This is a genomic window from Comamonas aquatica, assembly GCF_018064205.1.
Lineage (GTDB): Bacteria > Pseudomonadota > Gammaproteobacteria > Burkholderiales > Burkholderiaceae_C > Comamonas > Comamonas aquatica.
Genome location: NZ_CP072916.1, coordinates 806694 through 823637, shown reverse-complemented (window position 1 = coordinate 823637; position 16944 = coordinate 806694). Strand labels below are relative to the sequence as shown.

The window sequence follows — 16944 nt, the reverse complement described above, 5'->3', positions numbered from 1 at the left end:
TGGCGCGGTACACAGTGCAGAAAGTGGGCCACCAACCCTGCGCCGGTGACCCTGTGGATCCTAGGCCATCCCCCCGCCCCCGGGCTGTCCGGCCGGTGACGCTGGCCGCCCTGCGCCAGCAGTCCCCAAGCAGGTGGTGAAATCGGCCTCAAGTTGCTGCGCCGCCGGCCGAAAACACAGGTATACGGCTTCGCACCAAGTCTAGGTGGTCGCCGACAGCCCCGGTTGCGCATGCACCGGGGCTTCGTTTTGTCTGCGGTCAGGCGGTGAAAAAACTCCTGAAAACGCAGCAACCAGCGCATAACCCATCTGCGCTAGAGCCCGATTTCATCACTATTCAGTGCACCGCAGCAGGGCTGGTGGCTCCGGCCTGGGCCACGGGGTCCTTGCAGGGGCCGTGGCTGCTGGGCAACGCATCGCGCAACAGGCGGTGCTCCCAGCCGGCGGAGCGCCACAACGCATCCGTGCCCTCGGTGTGGCGGATCAGCATGTGCTGCAGCAAGGGGGCCAGCAAGGTCTGGTCGGGGTCGGCCAGCAGCACATAGCGCGGCTCGCCCTCTTCCAGGTAGGCGGTGCCGGATTCCGGCATGGCCCCCACCCAGCGGATGCTGGCCAGGGCGGACAGCGCCGGCTCCAGCTGCAGGCGGTCGACCCGCAGCCGCTTGGCCAGGGCCATGGCGGGCAGGCCGCGCTGGTCCTGGCTGCGCAGCGGCTCCAGCACGGCGATGGCCTCCAGCGCCAGCTCCAGCTCCCAGCCGGGCTCGTGCAGGCTGCGGCTGCTGCCGGCCAGCAGGCTGGGCAGGTAGGCGGCCACCACCGCCCCCAGCAAAAAGATCACCCAGCAGGTGTAGATCCAGATCAGCAGGATGGGCAAGGTGGCGAAGGTGCCGTAGATCACCGAGTAGGTGGGCACGGTCGACAGGTACAGGCCCAGGACTTTCTTGGCCAGGGCCATGCCCGCGGCCACGAACAACCCGCCGGCCCAGGCGTGGCGCCACTGCACCGGCGTGTTCGGCACAAAGTGGTAGAGCGCGGCCATGGCTGCGGACAGCAGCATGAACTCCAGCGAATTGAAGCCCAGTTGCACGCTCTCCGGCAGCACCGCCACCAGCCCGCGCGAGGCCGACAGCACGTACGAGGTGGTGGCAATGCTCAGGCCCATCAGCAGCGGGCCGAAGGTGATCACGCCCCAGTAGATCAGCAGGCGCTGGCCCAGCGGCCGCATGCGCTGCACGCGCCAGATGTGGTTCAGCGTCTTGTCCATGGTCAGGATCAGGCTGACCACCGTGAGCAGCAAGAAGGCCAGGCCCACCACGCCCAGCTGGCTGGCCTTGCTGGAGAACTGCACCAGGTAGTTCATCACCTGGACGGCGATCTCGCCGGGAATCAGGCTGTCCACCAGCCAGCGCTGCAAGGTCTCCTGCAGGCGCCCGAAGCTGGGAAAGGCCGTGAACACCGACAGCAGCACCGTGAAGAAGGGCACCAGGGCCAGCAAGGTGGTGAAGGTGAGGCTGCTGGCCGTCAGACCCAGCTGGTCCTGGCTGAAGCGCGTTTTGAGGGTGCGCAGGGTGTTGCGCCACGGGAAAGACTGCAGGGTTTTGAACAATTGGCGCGTGCGCTGACGTGCTCGGTGTAAGGTGGTGACCATGCCCCGTATGATGCCACCCCGATGAATTCCGCAACCAACCCCCTTCCCGGCAGCGATGTGGCTGCCACCCGCTGGCTGGCCGTGGGCAGCCTGCTGGGCCTGATCGTGTTGAGCGTGGCCTGGGAGCTGTGGCTGGCGCCGCTGCGCCCCGGCGGCTCGTGGCTGGTGCTCAAGGCCCTGCCGCTGTGCATCCCGCTGGCGGGCCTGCTCAAGCGCCGCATGTACACCTACCGCTGGGTCAGCCTGGTGGTGTGGCTGTATTTCACCGAGGGCGTGGTGCGCGCCTGGAGCGACACGGCGCCCGGCCGTTGGCTGGCCCTGGTGGAAATCGCCCTGTGCCTGCTGCTGTTCGTGGCCTGCACCCTGCACGTGCGCCTGCGCCAGAAAGCCGCCAAGGCGGCCCTGGCCTAATCCGGCAGCATCCCGGCCTGGTGCGACAGGGTGTGCACCTGCGCCACCAAGGCCTCGCACAGCAATTGCGCCGCCGGGGACAGCGCCCGGCGCGGGCGCTGGATCAGCAAGGTGCGGCGCACCACCTGCGGCGTGTCCAGCACGCGAAAGCCCAGGGCCCCGCGCGCCGGGTGCTGCGCCGTCAGGGCCGGAATCAGGCTGACGCCCAGCCCCTGGCGCACGGCGTCGAACAGCAGGGCCGGGTTGGACACGCGCAGCGGCGTGTGCAGCACATTCGCCGGCATGCCCGGGGCCGTGGCCAGCAACTGGCTGATGGCGGTGTCCGTGGTCAAGCCCACGAACGGCAGTTGCGCCAGGTCGGCCGCGTGCAATTGCGCGGCCTGCAGTAAGGGCTCATCGGCCTGGGCCACCAACCCCATCTGGTCGCTGACCAGCGGCTGCGTCAGCAGCTCGCCCCCGGCCGGGTGGGCCGCGCCCACGCCAAAGTCGACCTGCCCGCTGTGCACACGCAGCGCTATGCCTTCGGCGCTGTCCTCGATCAGATCGACCTCGATGCCCGGGTGCTCGGCCCGCAGCCGGGGCAATGCCGGCATCAGCAGCACCGCCAGCACCGAGGGCGCAGCCGCAATCCGCACCTTGCCCCGGCGCAGGGCCGCCAGGTCGCTGAGGTGCTGCACGCCCTGCTCCAGCGTGTCGAAGGCGTGGCGCACATCCTGCAGGAAGGCCTGGCCCGCGCTGGTCAGGCCCACGGTGCGCGTCGTGCGGTCAAACAGGCGCATGCCCAGCGCCTCTTCGAGCTGGCGGATCGACTCGGACAACGCCGACTGGGTGATGCACAGCTCGCGCGCCGCCGGGGCAAACGCGCCCTGGCGCGCCACTTCATCAAAGGCGCGCAGCTGGCGCAGGCTGAGATTGTTCGGAAAAACTGGCATAAACCTGAAATTTATTCCAATTGTTCCGCAGTCGGCAATCCCCTAGGCTTATGCTTTTCGTGCGCCCCTGCCGGCGCCCGCCTGGCGGGCTTAGGATGGGGCCTGTTTCCTTTGTGACTTCTTTCGTGCGCCCTCTGCGGGCCACCTGCTTGCCATGACTTCCACTGCTTTGCTCGATACCCTGCGCCACACCGTGGGGGCCGCCCATGTGCTGACCGAGGGGGACCTCAGCGCCTACGAACAGGACTGGCGCAAGCGCGTGCATGGCAAGTCCCTGGCCGTGGTGCGCCCGGGCACTACCCAGGAGGTGGCCGCCGTGGTCAAGGCCTGTGCGGCCGCCGGGGTCAGCATCGTGCCCCAAGGCGGCAACACCGGCCTCTCCGTGGGTTCCACCCCCGACCACTCGGGCCAGCAGGTGGTGCTGAGCCTGCAGCGCATGCAGGCCGTGCGCCAGATGGATGCCGACAACCTGACCGTGACCGTCGAGGCTGGCGTGATCCTGCAGACCCTGCAGGAGACGGCAGACAAGGCGGGCTTTCTGTTCCCCCTGTCGCTGGCGGCCGAAGGCAGCTGCACCATCGGTGGCAACCTGGGCACGAACGCCGGCGGCACCCAGGTGCTGCGCTACGGGAATGCGCGCGAGCTGTGCCTGGGCCTGGAGGTCGTCACCCCCCAGGGCGAGATCTGGGATGGCCTGACCGGTCTGCGCAAGGACAACACGGGCTACGACCTGCGCGACCTGTTCATCGGCAGCGAAGGCACCCTGGGCATCATCACTGCGGCCACCATGAAGCTGTTCCCCCAGCCCGCCGCGCAGCTCACGGCCTTTGCCGCCGTGCCCAGCATGGAGGCCGCCGTGCGCCTGCTGGGGCTGGCGCACCAGCATCTGGCCGCCGGGCTGACCGGTTTTGAGGTCATGGGCCGCTTCGCGCTGTCCCTGGTGGTCAAGCACATGCCGCAGCTGCGCGTGCCGTTTGCCGACATGGCCGAGGCGCCCTACTGCGTGCTGCTGGAGAACTCGGACAGCGAATCCGAAGCCCACGCCCGCGCCCGCTTCGAGCACCTGCTGGAGCTGGCCTTCGAAGAGGGCTGCGTGCTGGACGCCGTGGTGGCCGAGAGCATGGCCCAGGCCCACGACCTGTGGCACATCCGTGAAAGCATTCCGCTGGCCCAGGCCGAGGAAGGCCTGAACATCAAGCACGACATCTCCATCCAGGCCTCGCGCATCCCGGCATTTGTGGCGCATGCCGATGCCGTGCTGCAGCGCGAAATTCCCGGCGTGCGCCTGGTCAACTTCGGCCACCTGGGCGACGGCAACCTGCACTACAACGTGCAGGTGCCCGAGGGCGAGGACGGCAAGACCTTCCTGCGCGACAAGGAGGACCTGGTCAACACCCTGGTCTACGACGCCGTGGCGCAGTTCGGCGGCTCGTTCTCGGCCGAGCACGGCGTGGGCGCGCTCAAGGCCGACAAGCTGGCGCACTACAAATCGCCCGTGGCACTGGGCATGATGCGTGCCATCAAGCAGGCCCTGGATCCGCAAGGCCTAATGAACCCCGGCTGCGTGCTGCAGGTGCTGGACCGCGCCTAAACGACCGGATTGCCTGCGGCGACCTGCGGGGCACCCGGCAGCCCAGATGGTTCAAGGGTCCCCGCACACACAGCCACCCCACCCGGGGCAGTCTTCTAGATGCTGCAAAGCCCAGCCCCTGCGGGCCGGGTTCTGCCGATCTGCGGGGCCGGCGGCCCTGTCCAGCACAGGCCGCACCACCGCGGTGCACCCTCCCTGAACCCACGCCACGGTCACCGTGGCGTGGTTGCATGGGCCGGCGCCACCGCACCGCGCAGGGTTCAGCCCTTGGGCGCCGCGGCGTGGTTGCCCATCAAGGTCTGCACATCCTGCGGCCAGGGCACGCTGGCGCCCTGGGGATCAAGGAATTCGCGGGTGGCACCTTCGTGCAGCATCCACACGCGCACCGCGTTCTGGGCCGCATCGACGACGATGGCGGCCGCCTCAGCCCCGCCCTCGTGCGGGCGGTTGCCGGTGATGAACCAGCGGCCCCGGTCTTCGGTCAGCGGGCCCACGGTGCGCATGTTGGCCAGCAGTGTAGGGTAGTCCTTGCCCAGCAGTTGCTTGAGGCGTTCAGCCAGCACGCCCTGCTCCAGAAAACTCACATTGCTGTCGCTGGGGTAGGTGCCCACGTAGCTGCGCAGCTCCGCCAGCGGCGATGCAGCGGCCTGTGTGGCCCCGTCGCCATGGGCGGCGTCGGCCTTGGCCACGCTGGCGGCCACCGTGGCGGCATCGGCCCCCAGGCCATGCACCGCCTCTGTCCCGGGGCCCGCCGCAGGTGCGGGGGCTGGCACCGGCCCGTCCAGCTTGGGCGAGGGGGCGGAAGGTTCACAGGCGGCCAGGGTGGTGGCCACGGCCAGCACCGCCAGGGTGTGCCACGGATTGAACATGCGCTTCATCAGTGTCCTCCAGGTCTGTGCGCCGAACCGCCCCCTCCAAAAAGAGAGCATTCCGCGCTAGATACATATTGGCTCACGGTCTTTTTAACCGATGCTTGTGACGATTGTCCCTGCACGCTGGTGGAACGTCTGTCCGTCAAGACCGCATTTGCCCTGATGGCTGCAGCCACCCAGGCAGCGATGGCACAATGGCCCGTTGGCCGCCCGGTGCTGGTGCAAGCAAGCTTGTTGCGCACAGGGCGGTTTTGTTTTTGATTTGCAGATGCCGCCCATGACCACCACCACAGACCGCCCTGTCCGTTCGCAGTACGAAGACTTCATGCGCCATGTGTATGAACATGGCGTCAGCAAGGGGGACCGCACCGGCACGGGCACGCGCAGCGTGTTCGGCCACCAGATGCGCTTTGACCTGAGCGAAGGCTTCCCCCTGGTCACAACCAAGAAGGTACACCTCAAGTCCATCATCCTGGAGTTGCTGTGGTTCCTGCGTGGCGACAGCAATGTGCAGTGGCTGCAGGAACGCGGCTGCACCATCTGGGACGAATGGGCGCGTGCAGACGGCTCCTTGGGCCCGGTCTACGGCGTGCAGTGGCGCAGCTGGCCCAAGGCCGACGGCAGCCACATCGACCAGATCGCCGAAGTGGTCAAGCAGCTCACAACCAACCCCGACAGCCGCCGCATCATCGTCAGCGCCTGGAACGTGGCCGAGCTGGACCAGATGGCCCTGATGCCCTGCCACGCCTTCTTCCAGTTTTATGTGGCCAACGGCAAGCTCAGCTGCCAGCTGTACCAGCGCAGCGCCGACATCTTCCTGGGCGTGCCCTTCAACATCGCCAGCTATGCGCTGCTGACCCACATGCTGGCCCAGCAGTGCAACCTGGAGGTGGGCGACTTCATCTGGACCGGTGGCGACTGCCACATCTACAACAACCACTTCGAGCAGGTTGAGACCCAGCTGGCGCGCCAACCCCACGCCTACCCCACGCTCAAAATTCTGCGCAAGCCGGATTCCATCTTCGACTACCAGTACGAGGACTTCGTGGTCGAAGGCTACGAGCACCACCCCGCCATCAAGGCGCCCGTGGCGGTGTGACGCCCCTGTATTAAAACCAGAGCAGTCAGCGCGCGCATTTCAAGCACTTGCGATGCCAAAGCATCCAAAGTCTATGAATAACGCGCACAGACAGCTCACTTTTTTGCACAGCTCTCTGGAAGACCCCCGTCCATGGCCATCCACCTGATCTATGCCCGCGCCGCCAACGGCGTGATCGGCCTGAACAACCGCATGCCCTGGCACCTGCCCGAGGACCTGGCCCACTTCAAGCAGCTGACCAGCGGCCACCCCGTGGTCATGGGCCGCAAGACCTGGGATTCGCTGCCCGAGCGCTTTCGCCCCCTGCCCGGGCGCACCAACATCGTCGTCACCCGCAACAGCGACTGGCAGGCCGCGGGCGTTTTGCGCGCAAGCAGCCTGGAAGAAGCCCTGCACGCCGGCGCGCAACATGGCGACACCGTCTGGGTCATGGGGGGCGCACAAATCTACGCCCAAGCCCTACCCCTGGCCGATGTGATCGAGGTCACCATCATTCACCAGGACTTCGACGGCGATGCCCATGCCCCCGTGCTGGGCGCCGAGTGGCAGGAAGCCACGCGCGAAGACCATGTCAGCGCCCAGGGCCTGCCCTTCAGTTTTGTGCGCTACACCCGCCAGCGTTGACAGCGAGTGCAGCCCACGCGACAAAGATGAGCCGACTCAGGGTGAAGACGGGTTGACGATTTTGCTGCATTGCAACAATATGGAACGCCCGTTCAATTGCCAACGGGCGTTTTTTCGTTGAAAGCCTTGCCGCCATGAGCCTGATCCAGCCACTGCCCCCCGGCCCGCTCGACATCGTGGGAGACATCCACGGTGAGCTGTCTGCGTTGCATGACCTGTTGCACCACCTGGGCTACGACGACAGCGGCCGCCACCCCCAGGCCCGCACCCTGGTGTTTGTCGGCGACTTCGTGGACCGCGGGCCGGACAGCCCGGGTGTGGTCGACCTGGTGCAGCGCCTGGTCGAAAGCGGCAACGCCTGCGCCATCGCCGGCAACCACGAGATCAACCTGCTGCGCCACGACCCCAAGGACGGCGCCGGCTGGTACTTCGAGGAACGCCTGGCCAGCGACACCACCAAATACAGCCAGTTCGCGCGCGCCACCAACACCTTGCAGCGCGCCCGCATCGAGACCTTTCTCAACAGCCTGCCCCTGGCGCTGGAGCGCGCCGACCTGCGCGTCATCCACGCCGCCTGGCATGGCCCCGATGTGGACAAGGCCCGCGCCATGCCCCTGGGCACGGCCCGCGCCGAGTACGACCACTGGGAAGCCCAGGCCGCCGCCGTGGCCCAGCAGCGCAGCATTGCCGAACGCATGGCTGCGGAGAAAAGCATCTGGCCCTACAGCCTGGAAGACGGCGAGCACTGCCCCCCCTTCCTGCAGGCCCACTGCGACAACGAACTCAACAAGGCCTTGTTCAACCCGCTCAAGGTGCTGACCTGCGGGCTGGAGCGCCAAACGCCCGAACCGTTCTTCGCCGGCAACAAATGGCGCTTTGTGGAGCGCATGGCCTGGTGGAACAGCTATGCCGAAGACACGCCCGTCGTCGTCGGCCACTACTGGCGCTCCACCCTGCCGGCACAGACCACGCACGAGGGGCTGTTCCGGGGCGCGGCGCCGTTTGCCTGGCTGGGCCGGCGCGGCAACGTGTTCTGCGTGGACTACTCCGTCGGTGCCCGGGCCCAGGCCCGCACCTTTGGCCGCCCGCACGCCCACATGAAGTTGGCCGCCTTGCGCTGGCCCGAGCGCAGCCTGGTGTTCGACGACGGCAGCACCCACGCCACCACCGGCTTCATGCGCCCAACCCTGGCCGTGGCCGCCTGACGGCCGGCTGGCCCTAGCCAGCTGCCGCGCAAGCGACTTCCGCGCCACCAGCGCCTCGGCGCAAGCACACCGCCATCAGTGCAAGGCCAGGACATCACCAATGCCGCCAGTTGGCTGCAGTGGCGGGATACGGCAGATGCGCAAGCTGTCCTGCAAGGTGCACAACATCTGCCGACAGACACGATCAACGCATTGCTGCTGCACTTGAACAGCGGGCAGTCCGATGTGCCATGGGTGTTGACGTTTGCACGACGGGTGCTTGGCCAGGCCCCTGCACATGGGCACATCATGCTGGCGGTTCAGAAAATGGCCGATGCCATGAACTGAAGCGCCAAGGTTTTAGCCAGGCGCATCGCGTGGCGTGAGCGGCGGTATCAAGCATTGGAAGATGTGCCAGAGCTCCGGCTGGCGTGGTGGCAATGCGTAAAGCGCACCTTGCAGGCTCAACTGACGAATGCCACGTCGGTCATACTGCAGGCTCAGGGTGTGACGGAGCCTTTACCGCTGTCATTGGCCATGCACCTACGGCAAGGACAACCCATGCTGACGACTCAGCTGCCTGGTGCGTTTGGGGCTGCACCCGCATGGCCGAATTTGACCACTATTCAACTGCGTCAAGAAGGCTGGGGATCAGGGCTGAAGCTGCGTTTGCTGTTGCGAGGTGAAGGCGTGTTACCCACTCAACTGCAGCCGGGCATCGCCAAGCGCTGGAAAGTAGCGCAACTGCAGCAGCCCGTGTTTGCGCGCATAAGCGCCACCCAATGGGAAATCAGTTGCTGTTGGTGTGACGGGTTGTGGAAGCCTTCCGGCCTGAGGCTGGTCGACGTGACCGACTGGGAGGCTGACACTGCGCTGCCAGCGATGGAATATGTGCAACTACTCAAAGCCATACTGAACGCTCATACGCCAGGTGCAACGACGTGGCCACCCTATTCTTAAATCGCCCTCGCGCAGCGGGAACTATGTGGCTGATACGATAGAAGAAGCTAAAAGAACGACCATTTTTTGAACACTTTTGGGGTAGCTAGCTGGGTAGCTAGAGCTAGAAACCTAAAAATAAAATACGCAACCCATTGAAATTAAATGGGTTTATATAACAATGAAAATTGCCACCTGGAACATCAATTCCCTGAACGTGCGTCTGCCCCAGCTGCTCGACTGGCTGCAGGCCAACCCCGTGGATGCGATCGGTCTGCAGGAGCTCAAGCTCACGGACGACAAGTTCCCCTTCATGGAACTGGAGGCTGCCGGCTACCAGGCCGTCTGCCACGGCCAGAAGACCTACAACGGCGTGGCCATCCTGAGTCGCCACCCCATGCAGGATGTGGTGCGCAACATTCCCGGCTTGGACGATGAGCAGGCCCGCGTGATCGCCGCCACGCTGCAGACCCCGCAAGGCCCTGTGCGCCTGATCAACTGCTACTTCGTCAACGGCCAGGCGCCGGATTCCGACAAGTTCGCCTACAAGCTGCGCTGGCTGGCCGCACTGGAAGCCTTTGTGCAGGCCGAGATGGCGCAGCACCCGCAGCTGGTGCTGGTGGGCGACTTCAACGTCGCTCCCGAAGACCGCGACTCCTACGACCCCGAAGGCCTGCGCGGCACCATCCACCACACGCCCGAGGAACGCGCACATTTCCAGCGCCTGCTGGACCTGGGCCTGACCGATGCCTTCCGCATGTTCGAGCAACCTGAAAAGAGCTTTTCATGGTGGGACTACCGCATGCTGGGCTTCCAGAAGAACCGGGGCCTGCGCATTGACCACATCCTGGTCAGTCCGGCCCTCAAGACCCTCACCACCGCCTGCGTGGTGGACCGCACACCCCGCAAAAACAAGCAACCCAGCGACCACGCCCCCGTGGTCGTCACCCTGGGCTAGCCCTCCCCCCAAGCCGCTGACCACCAGCGGCTTTTTTGCGCGGCGATGGCGCCTCACTGTGCACCCTCCCTGCTCCTGTTCCACCGTGTCACGTCCTCTTCCGCTCCACAACGCCGCCCTGCAACAGCCCGGCTTCCTGCCCTTTCTGACCGCCCGCATGCTGGGGGTGTTTGCCCAGCAGATGCAGGCCGTTGTCGTGGCCTGGCAGGTGTATGACATCACGCGCGAGCCCATCTCCCTGGCCTACGTCGGGCTGGCCCAGTTCCTGCCCATGCTGCTGCTGCTGATCCCGGCCGGCGATCTGGCCGACCGCATCAGCCGCAAGCGCATGCTGGGCGCCAGCTGGGCCGTTGCCAGCGTCTGCGCCATGCTGCTGCTGTGGCTGACCACCCTGGGCGCGCACGGGGTGGGCGGCATCTACGCCGTGCTGGTGCTGTTTGGCTGCAGCCGCGCCTTCACCGGCCCCGCCATGCAAAGCCTGCTGCCGCAGATCGTGCCGCGCGAGCACCTGGCCCAGGCCCTGGCCACCAACAGCATGCTGATGCGCACCGCAGCCATTGCGGCCCCCGTGCTGGGTGGCGTGCTGTACGGCCTGGGCGGCGGCGTGCTGACCTATGCCGTGTGCGCACTGGCCCTGGCCGCCGGGGTGCTGCTGCTGTGGCGGGTGCCCGTGCGCTATGCCGCGCCGCGCCAGGCGCTGGAGGGCTCCATGTGGCAGCGCGCCACCGATGGCTTCCACTTCATCCGCAGCCGCCCCATCGTGCTGGGCACCATTTCGCTGGACCTGTTCGCCGTGCTGCTGGGCGGGGTGATCGCCCTGCTGCCCGTCTACGCCAAGGAGGTGCTGCACACCGGCCCCGAAGGCCTGGGCCTGCTGCGCTCGTCCATGGCCGGCGGCGAGATCCTGATGGGCCTGTGGCTCAGCAACCGCCCCATCCAGCGCCATGTGGGCAAGGTGATGTTTGCCGCCGTGACCGTGTTCGGGCTGGCAAACCTGGCGTTTGCGCTGTCGCACTGGTTCTGGCTGTCCATGGCCATGCTGGCCGTGGCCGGGGCGGCCGACATGGTCAGCGTCTACATCCGCTCGGCCCTGGTGCAGTTCTCCACGCCGGACACCATGCGCGGGCGTGTGAACGCGGTCAACATGCTGTTCATCAGCTCCAGCAACGAGCTGGGGGAATTCCGCGCCGGCTCCATGGCGGCCGCACTGGGCGCCGTGCCGGCGGCGATTGTGGGCAGCCTGTGCACCCTGGGCGTGGTAGCGGCGTGGATGCAGCGCTTCCCCAGCCTGCGCCAGGTGGACCGGCTGGAAGATGCCGCCCCGCCGCCCAGCCCGCCCGCCGCCGTGCCCACCACCCCAACTGCCCAGCCCTGACCATGCCCCCTGTCTACCGTTGGCTGGCCTTGAGCGCCTGCTGCCTGGGCCTGCTGGCCTGCAGTGATTTCCAGGAGCGCCTGGGCGGCTATCCCACCACCGACACGGTGCTGCACCTGGACAGTGCCAGCTCCAACCAGATCGCCGATGCCCTGAACCAGCTGTCGCGCATTGCCGTGCTCGGCGATGATTGGGAGTTTCTGGACCCGCAGGACCCCTGCACCATGCAGGTCATCGACCAGCGCGCCAGCCACAACCTGGTGCTCAACCTGCGCGGCGCGCGCTTTGCCTTGCACCGCGATGCGAGCAGCGGCGACTACTACGCCACGCTGCAGCACGGCGACACCCTGGTGCGCGGGCCGGACCAGCAGCCGCTGCGCCTGTTCGAGACCAGCAGCTACCAGCACGTGTTCTTTGCCGAAGGCTATCTGCAGGCGCTGGCGCAGAAATGCGCGCTCAGCCTGGCGGCCGCGGTACCGGCCGATCCGGCACAAAAACCATAGCTATCAGCGCAATCCAGAAGCGCGCTACAGCGGTTTTTAAGGCTGCTCAACTCGCAGTGACGGCCACGCCTTGCGGGCGACGCACCTGCAGCCCGCCCTCCAGCGCCAGCAGCAGCACGCCGGCACCGATCAGGGCGTACATGGGCTCCTGCCCGGGCTGGATGCGCTCGCCCATCAGCAAGGCGGCCACCACCAGCAGCAGCGGCTCCACATACGACAGCAGGCCGAACAGACCCAGCGGCAGCAGGCGGCTGGCCGCCATGTACAAGGCCAGCGCCACGGCGCTGAGCACGCCCAGCAGCGGCACCAGCAGGTGCAGCGCCGGCTCGCCCTGGATGGCGCTCCAGCCGCTGATGCCCTGCGGCAGCACGCGCAGCGCCAGCCACAGGCACACGGGGGTCAGCAGCAGCACGTCCAGCCAGTGCCCGGCCAGGGTGTTGGTGTGCAGCTTGCGGCGCAGCACGAAATAGCCCGGGTAGCCCAGCACCACCACCCAGGTCGGCCAGGCCAGACCGCCGACGCGCAGCAGCTCCCAGGCCATGCCGCATGCGGCCAGCACCGTGGCGGCCAGTTGCAGGCGGCTCAGCCGCTCGCCAAAAACCAGGCGCCCGGCCAGCACCATGGCCAGCGGCAGCAGGAAGTAGCCCAGCGACACCGACAGCGCGTGGCCGTGCAGTGGGGCCCACATGAACAGCCACAGCTGCACCCCCGCCAGCGCCGACGACAGCAGCAGCAACAGACCCAGCGTCCACTGCGCGCGCACGCGCCGCGCAATCGCCAGCACCCCGCCCAGCTGGCCGCTGTACAGCAGCCACGCGGTGGTGAACGGCAGGGCCATCAGCATGCGCCAGCCAAAGATCTGCTCGCCATCCAGCGGCTGCAGCGCAGGCACCAGGTAGTAAATTCCGCCAAAAATGCACGAGGCCACGATCGAAGCCAACACACCCTGCACCATCTGCGCCCCACGCCTTGTTCTGAAAATGTTCCGGCGCCCGGCCCCTGTGGCATGCACCAAACTGGTGATTCTCGGCCAAATCACCGCGCCCCGCCCTCGTATTCGCCCAAACCCGCACACGCCAGGCACGCCGCCACTACACTGGCCCGCTTTGCGCTTTCGACCGCCCCGCATGACCGAACCGACCCTGCCCCGCCCCTGCTACACCCACCCGCTGGAGATCCTCTGGCAGGACGAGGACATGGTCGTGGTCTACAAGCCCGCCGGCTGGCTGGTGCACCGCACGGCGCTGGCGCGCCATGAAACGCGCTTTGTGCTGCAAAGCCTGCGCGATCAGATCGGCCAGCATGTCTGGCCCGTGCACCGGCTGGACCAGGGCACCTGCGGCGTGCTGGTGTTTGCGCTGAACCAGGAAGCCTGCCGCCGCCTGGCCGCCGCCTTCATGGACCACACGGCGCGCAAGCACTACCTGGCACTGGCGCGCGGCTGGTGCCCCGAGCTGGTCGAGGTGGACTACGCCCTCAAGCCCGACGATGCCCCGGAAGACGCCCCCGCCCAAGCCGCGCAGACCACCTTGCGCGGCCTGGCCACGCTGGACTGGCCCGAGGCCTACGACCCACGCCATCCCAGCACGCGCATCTCCCTGGTCGAAGCCCTGCCCAAGACCGGCCGGCGCCACCAGATCCGCCGCCACCTGAAGCACGAATCCCACCCCATCGTCGGCGACGCCACGCACGGCAAGGGCGCGCTGAACCGCTGGTGGGCCGCGCGCATCGGCCTGCAGCGCCTGTGGCTGCACGCGCACGCGCTGGAGCTGCCCCACCCGCGCACCGGTGCCCCCCTGCGCTTTTGTGCCGACTGGCGCCAGCTGGGCCATCTGCCCGAGGTGCAGCAATGGCAGCAGCTGCTGGCCCTGCCCGGCTGGCAGGCCACGGCCCACGGCCTGCCGGACAGCTGCGGCCTGGTGCTGCCCCTGCGCACTGATTAAACAAGAGCAGTCTGCGCACAAAAACAAAGGACTTCAGATGGATAACCGTCTGAAGTCCTTGTTTGGCGTGCGCCAGCAGCTACTGTTTTAGCAAAGCCGCAGCACAACCCTGCCCTGCACGTTCAGCACCAGACAAGGGTGCCACCGGCGGCCGACCAGGGGCGTGCAGCGATCCAGCAAGGCACGCCCGTCCGGCCCCAGGCCCTGCACGCAGGGCCGCGTGGCCGGCGCCAGCCCGCGGTGCCGTGCTCACTTCTTGGGCTTGATCCACTTGCCGTCTTCGTCAAACTCCAGCAGCGGCGCGGGCACCAGCGGGTAGCTGGCGTCCGGGTCGGCCTTGAGCTCGGCCGACAGCAGGTCCAGCAGGCGCGTGTTGTCCATCTTGAAGCCGCAGGCCTGGGCATGGCCGCCGCCGCCAAAGCTTTCGGCCAGCGGGATGCAGTTGAAGTCCGAGCGCGAACGCAGGCCCACCTTCACGCCCTTGGGGCCGGCGTGCCACATCAGCGCGAAGCTGCCGCTTTGCTTGGCCAGCAGGTCGCCCACCTGGCTGTGGAAGACGCCGGGGCTGTTGACCATCAGGCCCTGGAAGCCGTTGAACACCAGCACCTGCGCACCCGAGGCGATCTCGGCGCACAGGCTCTGGAACTTCTCGTCCATGGCACCACCGCGCGCCATGAAGGCCGCTTCCATCTCGGGCGAGAAGGCGGCAATCTCGGCCCAGCGGGCAAAGCTGCGCTCTTCCATGTCCAGCGCCGCCAGGAAGGGCGCGCTCTCGGCGAACTCCCACTTCCAGATGTCGCGGTCCTCGATGTAGCGGATCAGGCCGGGCACAGGCTTGTCGGGGTGGAAGAACTCCCAGGCCAGGCGCGCGCCGGACTTGTTCATGTCGAAGTGCACCACCCCGCAGCGGCACTGGTAGCCGGTCAGCTTCTCGGCCGCGCTCTTGTGGTGGTCCAGCACCACCAGCTTGCTGACCTTGGCCTCGATCTGCGCCATCAGCGCAGGCTCGAACGCGAAGTCCACCACGTACACGGCGCGCCCGTCCAGGTCGCCCAGGTCCTCGGCGGTCTGGATCTCACCATGGTCCAGGCCACGGAATTCGGCCTGGTCCCCGTAGTACAGCCAGGCCGCCAGGGCCGCGCCATAACCGTCCGGGCAGCGGCGGCCGTGGTAGAGGATCAGGGGGCGCACGTCATCTTGCAGCGAAGGACGCACCAGCAGTTGCAGGGGGAGGATGGTATTTTTCATGTGGGCCCGATTGTCGCCGCAGCGCGCAGCCGGCGCACAGCCCGGCCCCAGATCCACCGCCACCGTGCCCGGGTCTCGGCCGGTGCCCCCCCCGGCCGGCAGCCCGGCGTCGCGGCTCGGTACATACCCTGAGCGGTATTGACAGGCCGTGATCAATGCAAGTTTGGAATGATTCAATTTCGCCAATTCATGCCTGAAACAGCGACACATTGTGCATAAAACCCTTTGCCATCAAACACTTGAACATTCCACGGCATCAACAAAGCACCGACAAGCCATGGTTGATTACATTCCAGTCCCGCAGACAGCCTGCGGGCGACCCCACATAATGCTTGCATCACTGTTTCAGTGACTGGCTTTGAGCCCCAATGCCAGCCACCAAGTCTGATGAACAACGTCAACGACATCGCCCCCTATCTGGGACAACTGCTCAGCTTCCGCCACGACCTGCACGCGAACCCTGAGCTGCGCTACGAAGAGCACCGCACGGCCGACAAGGTTGCAGCCTTCCTCCAGGCGCTGGGCCTGCCCGTGCACCGCGGCCTGGGCCAGACTGGCGTGGTCGCCAGCATCTATGGCCACGGCCGCTCCAAGGACAACCCCGGCCGCACCATCGGCATCCGCGCCGACATGGACGCCCTGCCCGTGACCGAAGCCACGGGCGCCGCCCACGCCAGCTGCGTGCCCGGCAAGATGCACGCCTGCGGCCACGACGGCCACACCACCATGCTGCTGGGCGCCGCCACCCTGATGGCCAAGAACCCCGCCTTCGACGGCACCGTGCACCTGATCTTCCAGCCCGCCGAAGAAGGTGGCGCCGGGGCCAAGGCGATGATGGACGACGGCCTGTTCCAGCAATTCCCTTGCGATGCCGTGTTCGCCCTGCACAACTGGCCCTCGCTGCCCCAGGGGCAGATGGCCGTGCGCGCCGGCCCCATCATGGCCTCGACCATGCGCTTTGAAATCCGCGTGCGCGGCAAGGGCGGCCACGCTGCCATGCCCCACAAGACGCTGGACCCCATCCCTGTCGCCTGCGCCATCGTCAGCCAGCTGCAGACCCTGGTGTCGCGCGGCGTCGACCCGCTGGACAGCGCCGTGCTGACCATCGGCAAGATCGAGTCGGGCACCGTGGAGAACATCATCCCGGACGAGGCCGCCATCTACGGCACCGTGCGCACGCTGAGCCAGGCCACCCAGGACTACATGACCGAAGGCCTGCAGCGCATCGCCCACCATGTGGCCGCAGCCCACCTGTGCGAGGCCACCTACATCCACAAGCCCGGCTACCCCAACACCACCAACACCGCCGCCGAGGCCCGCTTCATGGCCGAGGTGATGCAGGAGATGGTCGGCGCCGACAACACCTTCCCCGACATCGCCCCCGCGATGACGGCCGAGGACTTCGGCTTCATGCTGGAGCAAGTGCCCGGCGCCTATGGCTGGATCGGCAACGGCCCGAACGGCCAGCCCGGCGTCGGCCTGCACAACCCAGGCTACGATTTCAACGATGACAACATCGAGCTGGGCGCCCGCTTCTGGGACCAGTTGGCACGCCGCTGGTTCGCGCAGCCGCGCTGAGCACCCCACCACCCACCGCGCCCTGGCGCGGTTTTTTTA

Annotated in this window: 17 protein-coding genes; 12 read left to right on the top strand and 5 right to left on the bottom strand. The window is 66.9% G+C overall.

Features of this window, described 5'->3' with window-relative positions:
* Positions 1-337 precede the first annotated feature (337 nt).
* On the bottom strand, positions 338-1648 hold the full coding sequence (locus KAQ61_RS03835) for a YihY family inner membrane protein (RefSeq protein ID WP_210930553.1): 1311 nt from the start codon (positions 1646-1648) through the stop codon (positions 338-340).
* Between the two features lie 21 nt (positions 1649-1669).
* Here KAQ61_RS03835 and KAQ61_RS03830 point away from each other — a divergent pair, with 21 nt between their 5' ends.
* Positions 1670-2059, top strand: coding sequence for a DUF2069 domain-containing protein (locus KAQ61_RS03830; protein ID WP_210930552.1), 390 nt, complete (start codon positions 1670-1672; stop codon positions 2057-2059).
* Here KAQ61_RS03830 and KAQ61_RS03825 read toward each other — a convergent pair.
* The gene (locus KAQ61_RS03825; protein WP_045266479.1) at positions 2056-2991 is read right to left on the bottom strand and encodes a LysR family transcriptional regulator; all 936 of its coding nucleotides are present in this window, start codon (positions 2989-2991) and stop codon (positions 2056-2058) included. The genes KAQ61_RS03830 and KAQ61_RS03825 overlap by 4 nt on opposite strands.
* A 154-nt stretch (positions 2992-3145) precedes the next feature.
* Here KAQ61_RS03825 and KAQ61_RS03820 point away from each other — a divergent pair, with 154 nt between their 5' ends.
* Entirely contained in the window at positions 3146-4582 is a 1437-nt protein-coding gene (locus KAQ61_RS03820; protein ID WP_210930551.1) for an FAD-binding oxidoreductase, read from the top strand.
* Between the two features lie 260 nt (positions 4583-4842).
* Here the strand turns inward: KAQ61_RS03820 and KAQ61_RS03815 are convergent, their stop codons facing one another.
* Positions 4843-5460: a hypothetical protein gene (locus KAQ61_RS03815; protein WP_210930550.1), complete on the bottom strand. Its 618-nt coding sequence runs from the start codon at positions 5458-5460 to the stop codon at positions 4843-4845.
* Between the two features lie 271 nt (positions 5461-5731).
* Here KAQ61_RS03815 and KAQ61_RS03810 point away from each other — a divergent pair, with 271 nt between their 5' ends.
* From KAQ61_RS03810 to KAQ61_RS03780, 8 genes are all read left to right on the top strand, one after another.
* A complete protein-coding gene (locus KAQ61_RS03810; RefSeq protein WP_210930549.1) occupies positions 5732-6553 on the top strand; it encodes a thymidylate synthase in 822 nt (273 codons plus the stop codon).
* Between the two features lie 132 nt (positions 6554-6685).
* A complete protein-coding gene (locus KAQ61_RS03805; protein ID WP_043382380.1) occupies positions 6686-7177 on the top strand; it encodes a dihydrofolate reductase in 492 nt (163 codons plus the stop codon).
* Between the two features lie 134 nt (positions 7178-7311).
* A complete protein-coding gene (locus KAQ61_RS03800; RefSeq protein ID WP_210930548.1) occupies positions 7312-8382 on the top strand; it encodes a metallophosphoesterase in 1071 nt (356 codons plus the stop codon).
* Positions 8383-8460: 78 nt separating this feature from the next.
* Entirely contained in the window at positions 8461-8709 is a 249-nt protein-coding gene (locus tag KAQ61_RS18690) for a hypothetical protein (RefSeq protein ID WP_244982976.1), read from the top strand.
* Between the two features lie 213 nt (positions 8710-8922).
* Positions 8923-9321, top strand: a complete 399-nt coding sequence (locus KAQ61_RS18685) for a hypothetical protein (RefSeq protein WP_244982975.1) — start codon at positions 8923-8925, stop codon at positions 9319-9321.
* A 160-nt stretch (positions 9322-9481) separates the two neighbouring features.
* On the top strand, positions 9482-10258 hold the full coding sequence (gene xth / locus KAQ61_RS03790) for an exodeoxyribonuclease III (RefSeq protein WP_210930547.1): 777 nt from the start codon (positions 9482-9484) through the stop codon (positions 10256-10258).
* Between the two features lie 85 nt (positions 10259-10343).
* Positions 10344-11633 (top strand): MFS transporter, encoded by a 1290-nt coding sequence (locus KAQ61_RS03785; RefSeq protein ID WP_244982974.1) that lies wholly within the window; start codon positions 10344-10346, stop codon positions 11631-11633.
* Between the two features lie 2 nt (positions 11634-11635).
* Positions 11636-12136 (top strand): hypothetical protein, encoded by a 501-nt coding sequence (locus KAQ61_RS03780; RefSeq protein WP_210930546.1) that lies wholly within the window; start codon positions 11636-11638, stop codon positions 12134-12136.
* Positions 12137-12182: 46 nt separating this feature from the next.
* Here KAQ61_RS03780 and rarD read toward each other — a convergent pair whose 3' ends face one another.
* On the bottom strand, positions 12183-13091 hold the full coding sequence (gene rarD, locus KAQ61_RS03775) for an EamA family transporter RarD (RefSeq protein WP_210930545.1): 909 nt from the start codon (positions 13089-13091) through the stop codon (positions 12183-12185).
* Between the two features lie 172 nt (positions 13092-13263).
* Between rarD and KAQ61_RS03770 the strand changes: the two genes are divergently transcribed.
* A complete protein-coding gene (locus KAQ61_RS03770; RefSeq protein WP_183301301.1) occupies positions 13264-14079 on the top strand; it encodes a pseudouridine synthase in 816 nt (271 codons plus the stop codon).
* A gap of 249 nt (positions 14080-14328) precedes the next feature.
* Here KAQ61_RS03770 and KAQ61_RS03765 read toward each other — a convergent pair whose 3' ends face one another.
* Positions 14329-15327: a DHH family phosphoesterase gene (locus KAQ61_RS03765; protein ID WP_045266469.1), complete on the bottom strand. Its 999-nt coding sequence runs from the start codon at positions 15325-15327 to the stop codon at positions 14329-14331.
* A gap of 387 nt (positions 15328-15714) precedes the next feature.
* Here KAQ61_RS03765 and KAQ61_RS03760 point away from each other — a divergent pair, with 387 nt between their 5' ends.
* The gene (locus tag KAQ61_RS03760; protein WP_210930544.1) at positions 15715-16905 is read left to right on the top strand and encodes a M20 aminoacylase family protein; all 1191 of its coding nucleotides are present in this window, start codon (positions 15715-15717) and stop codon (positions 16903-16905) included.
* Positions 16906-16944: the final 39 nt, after the last annotated feature.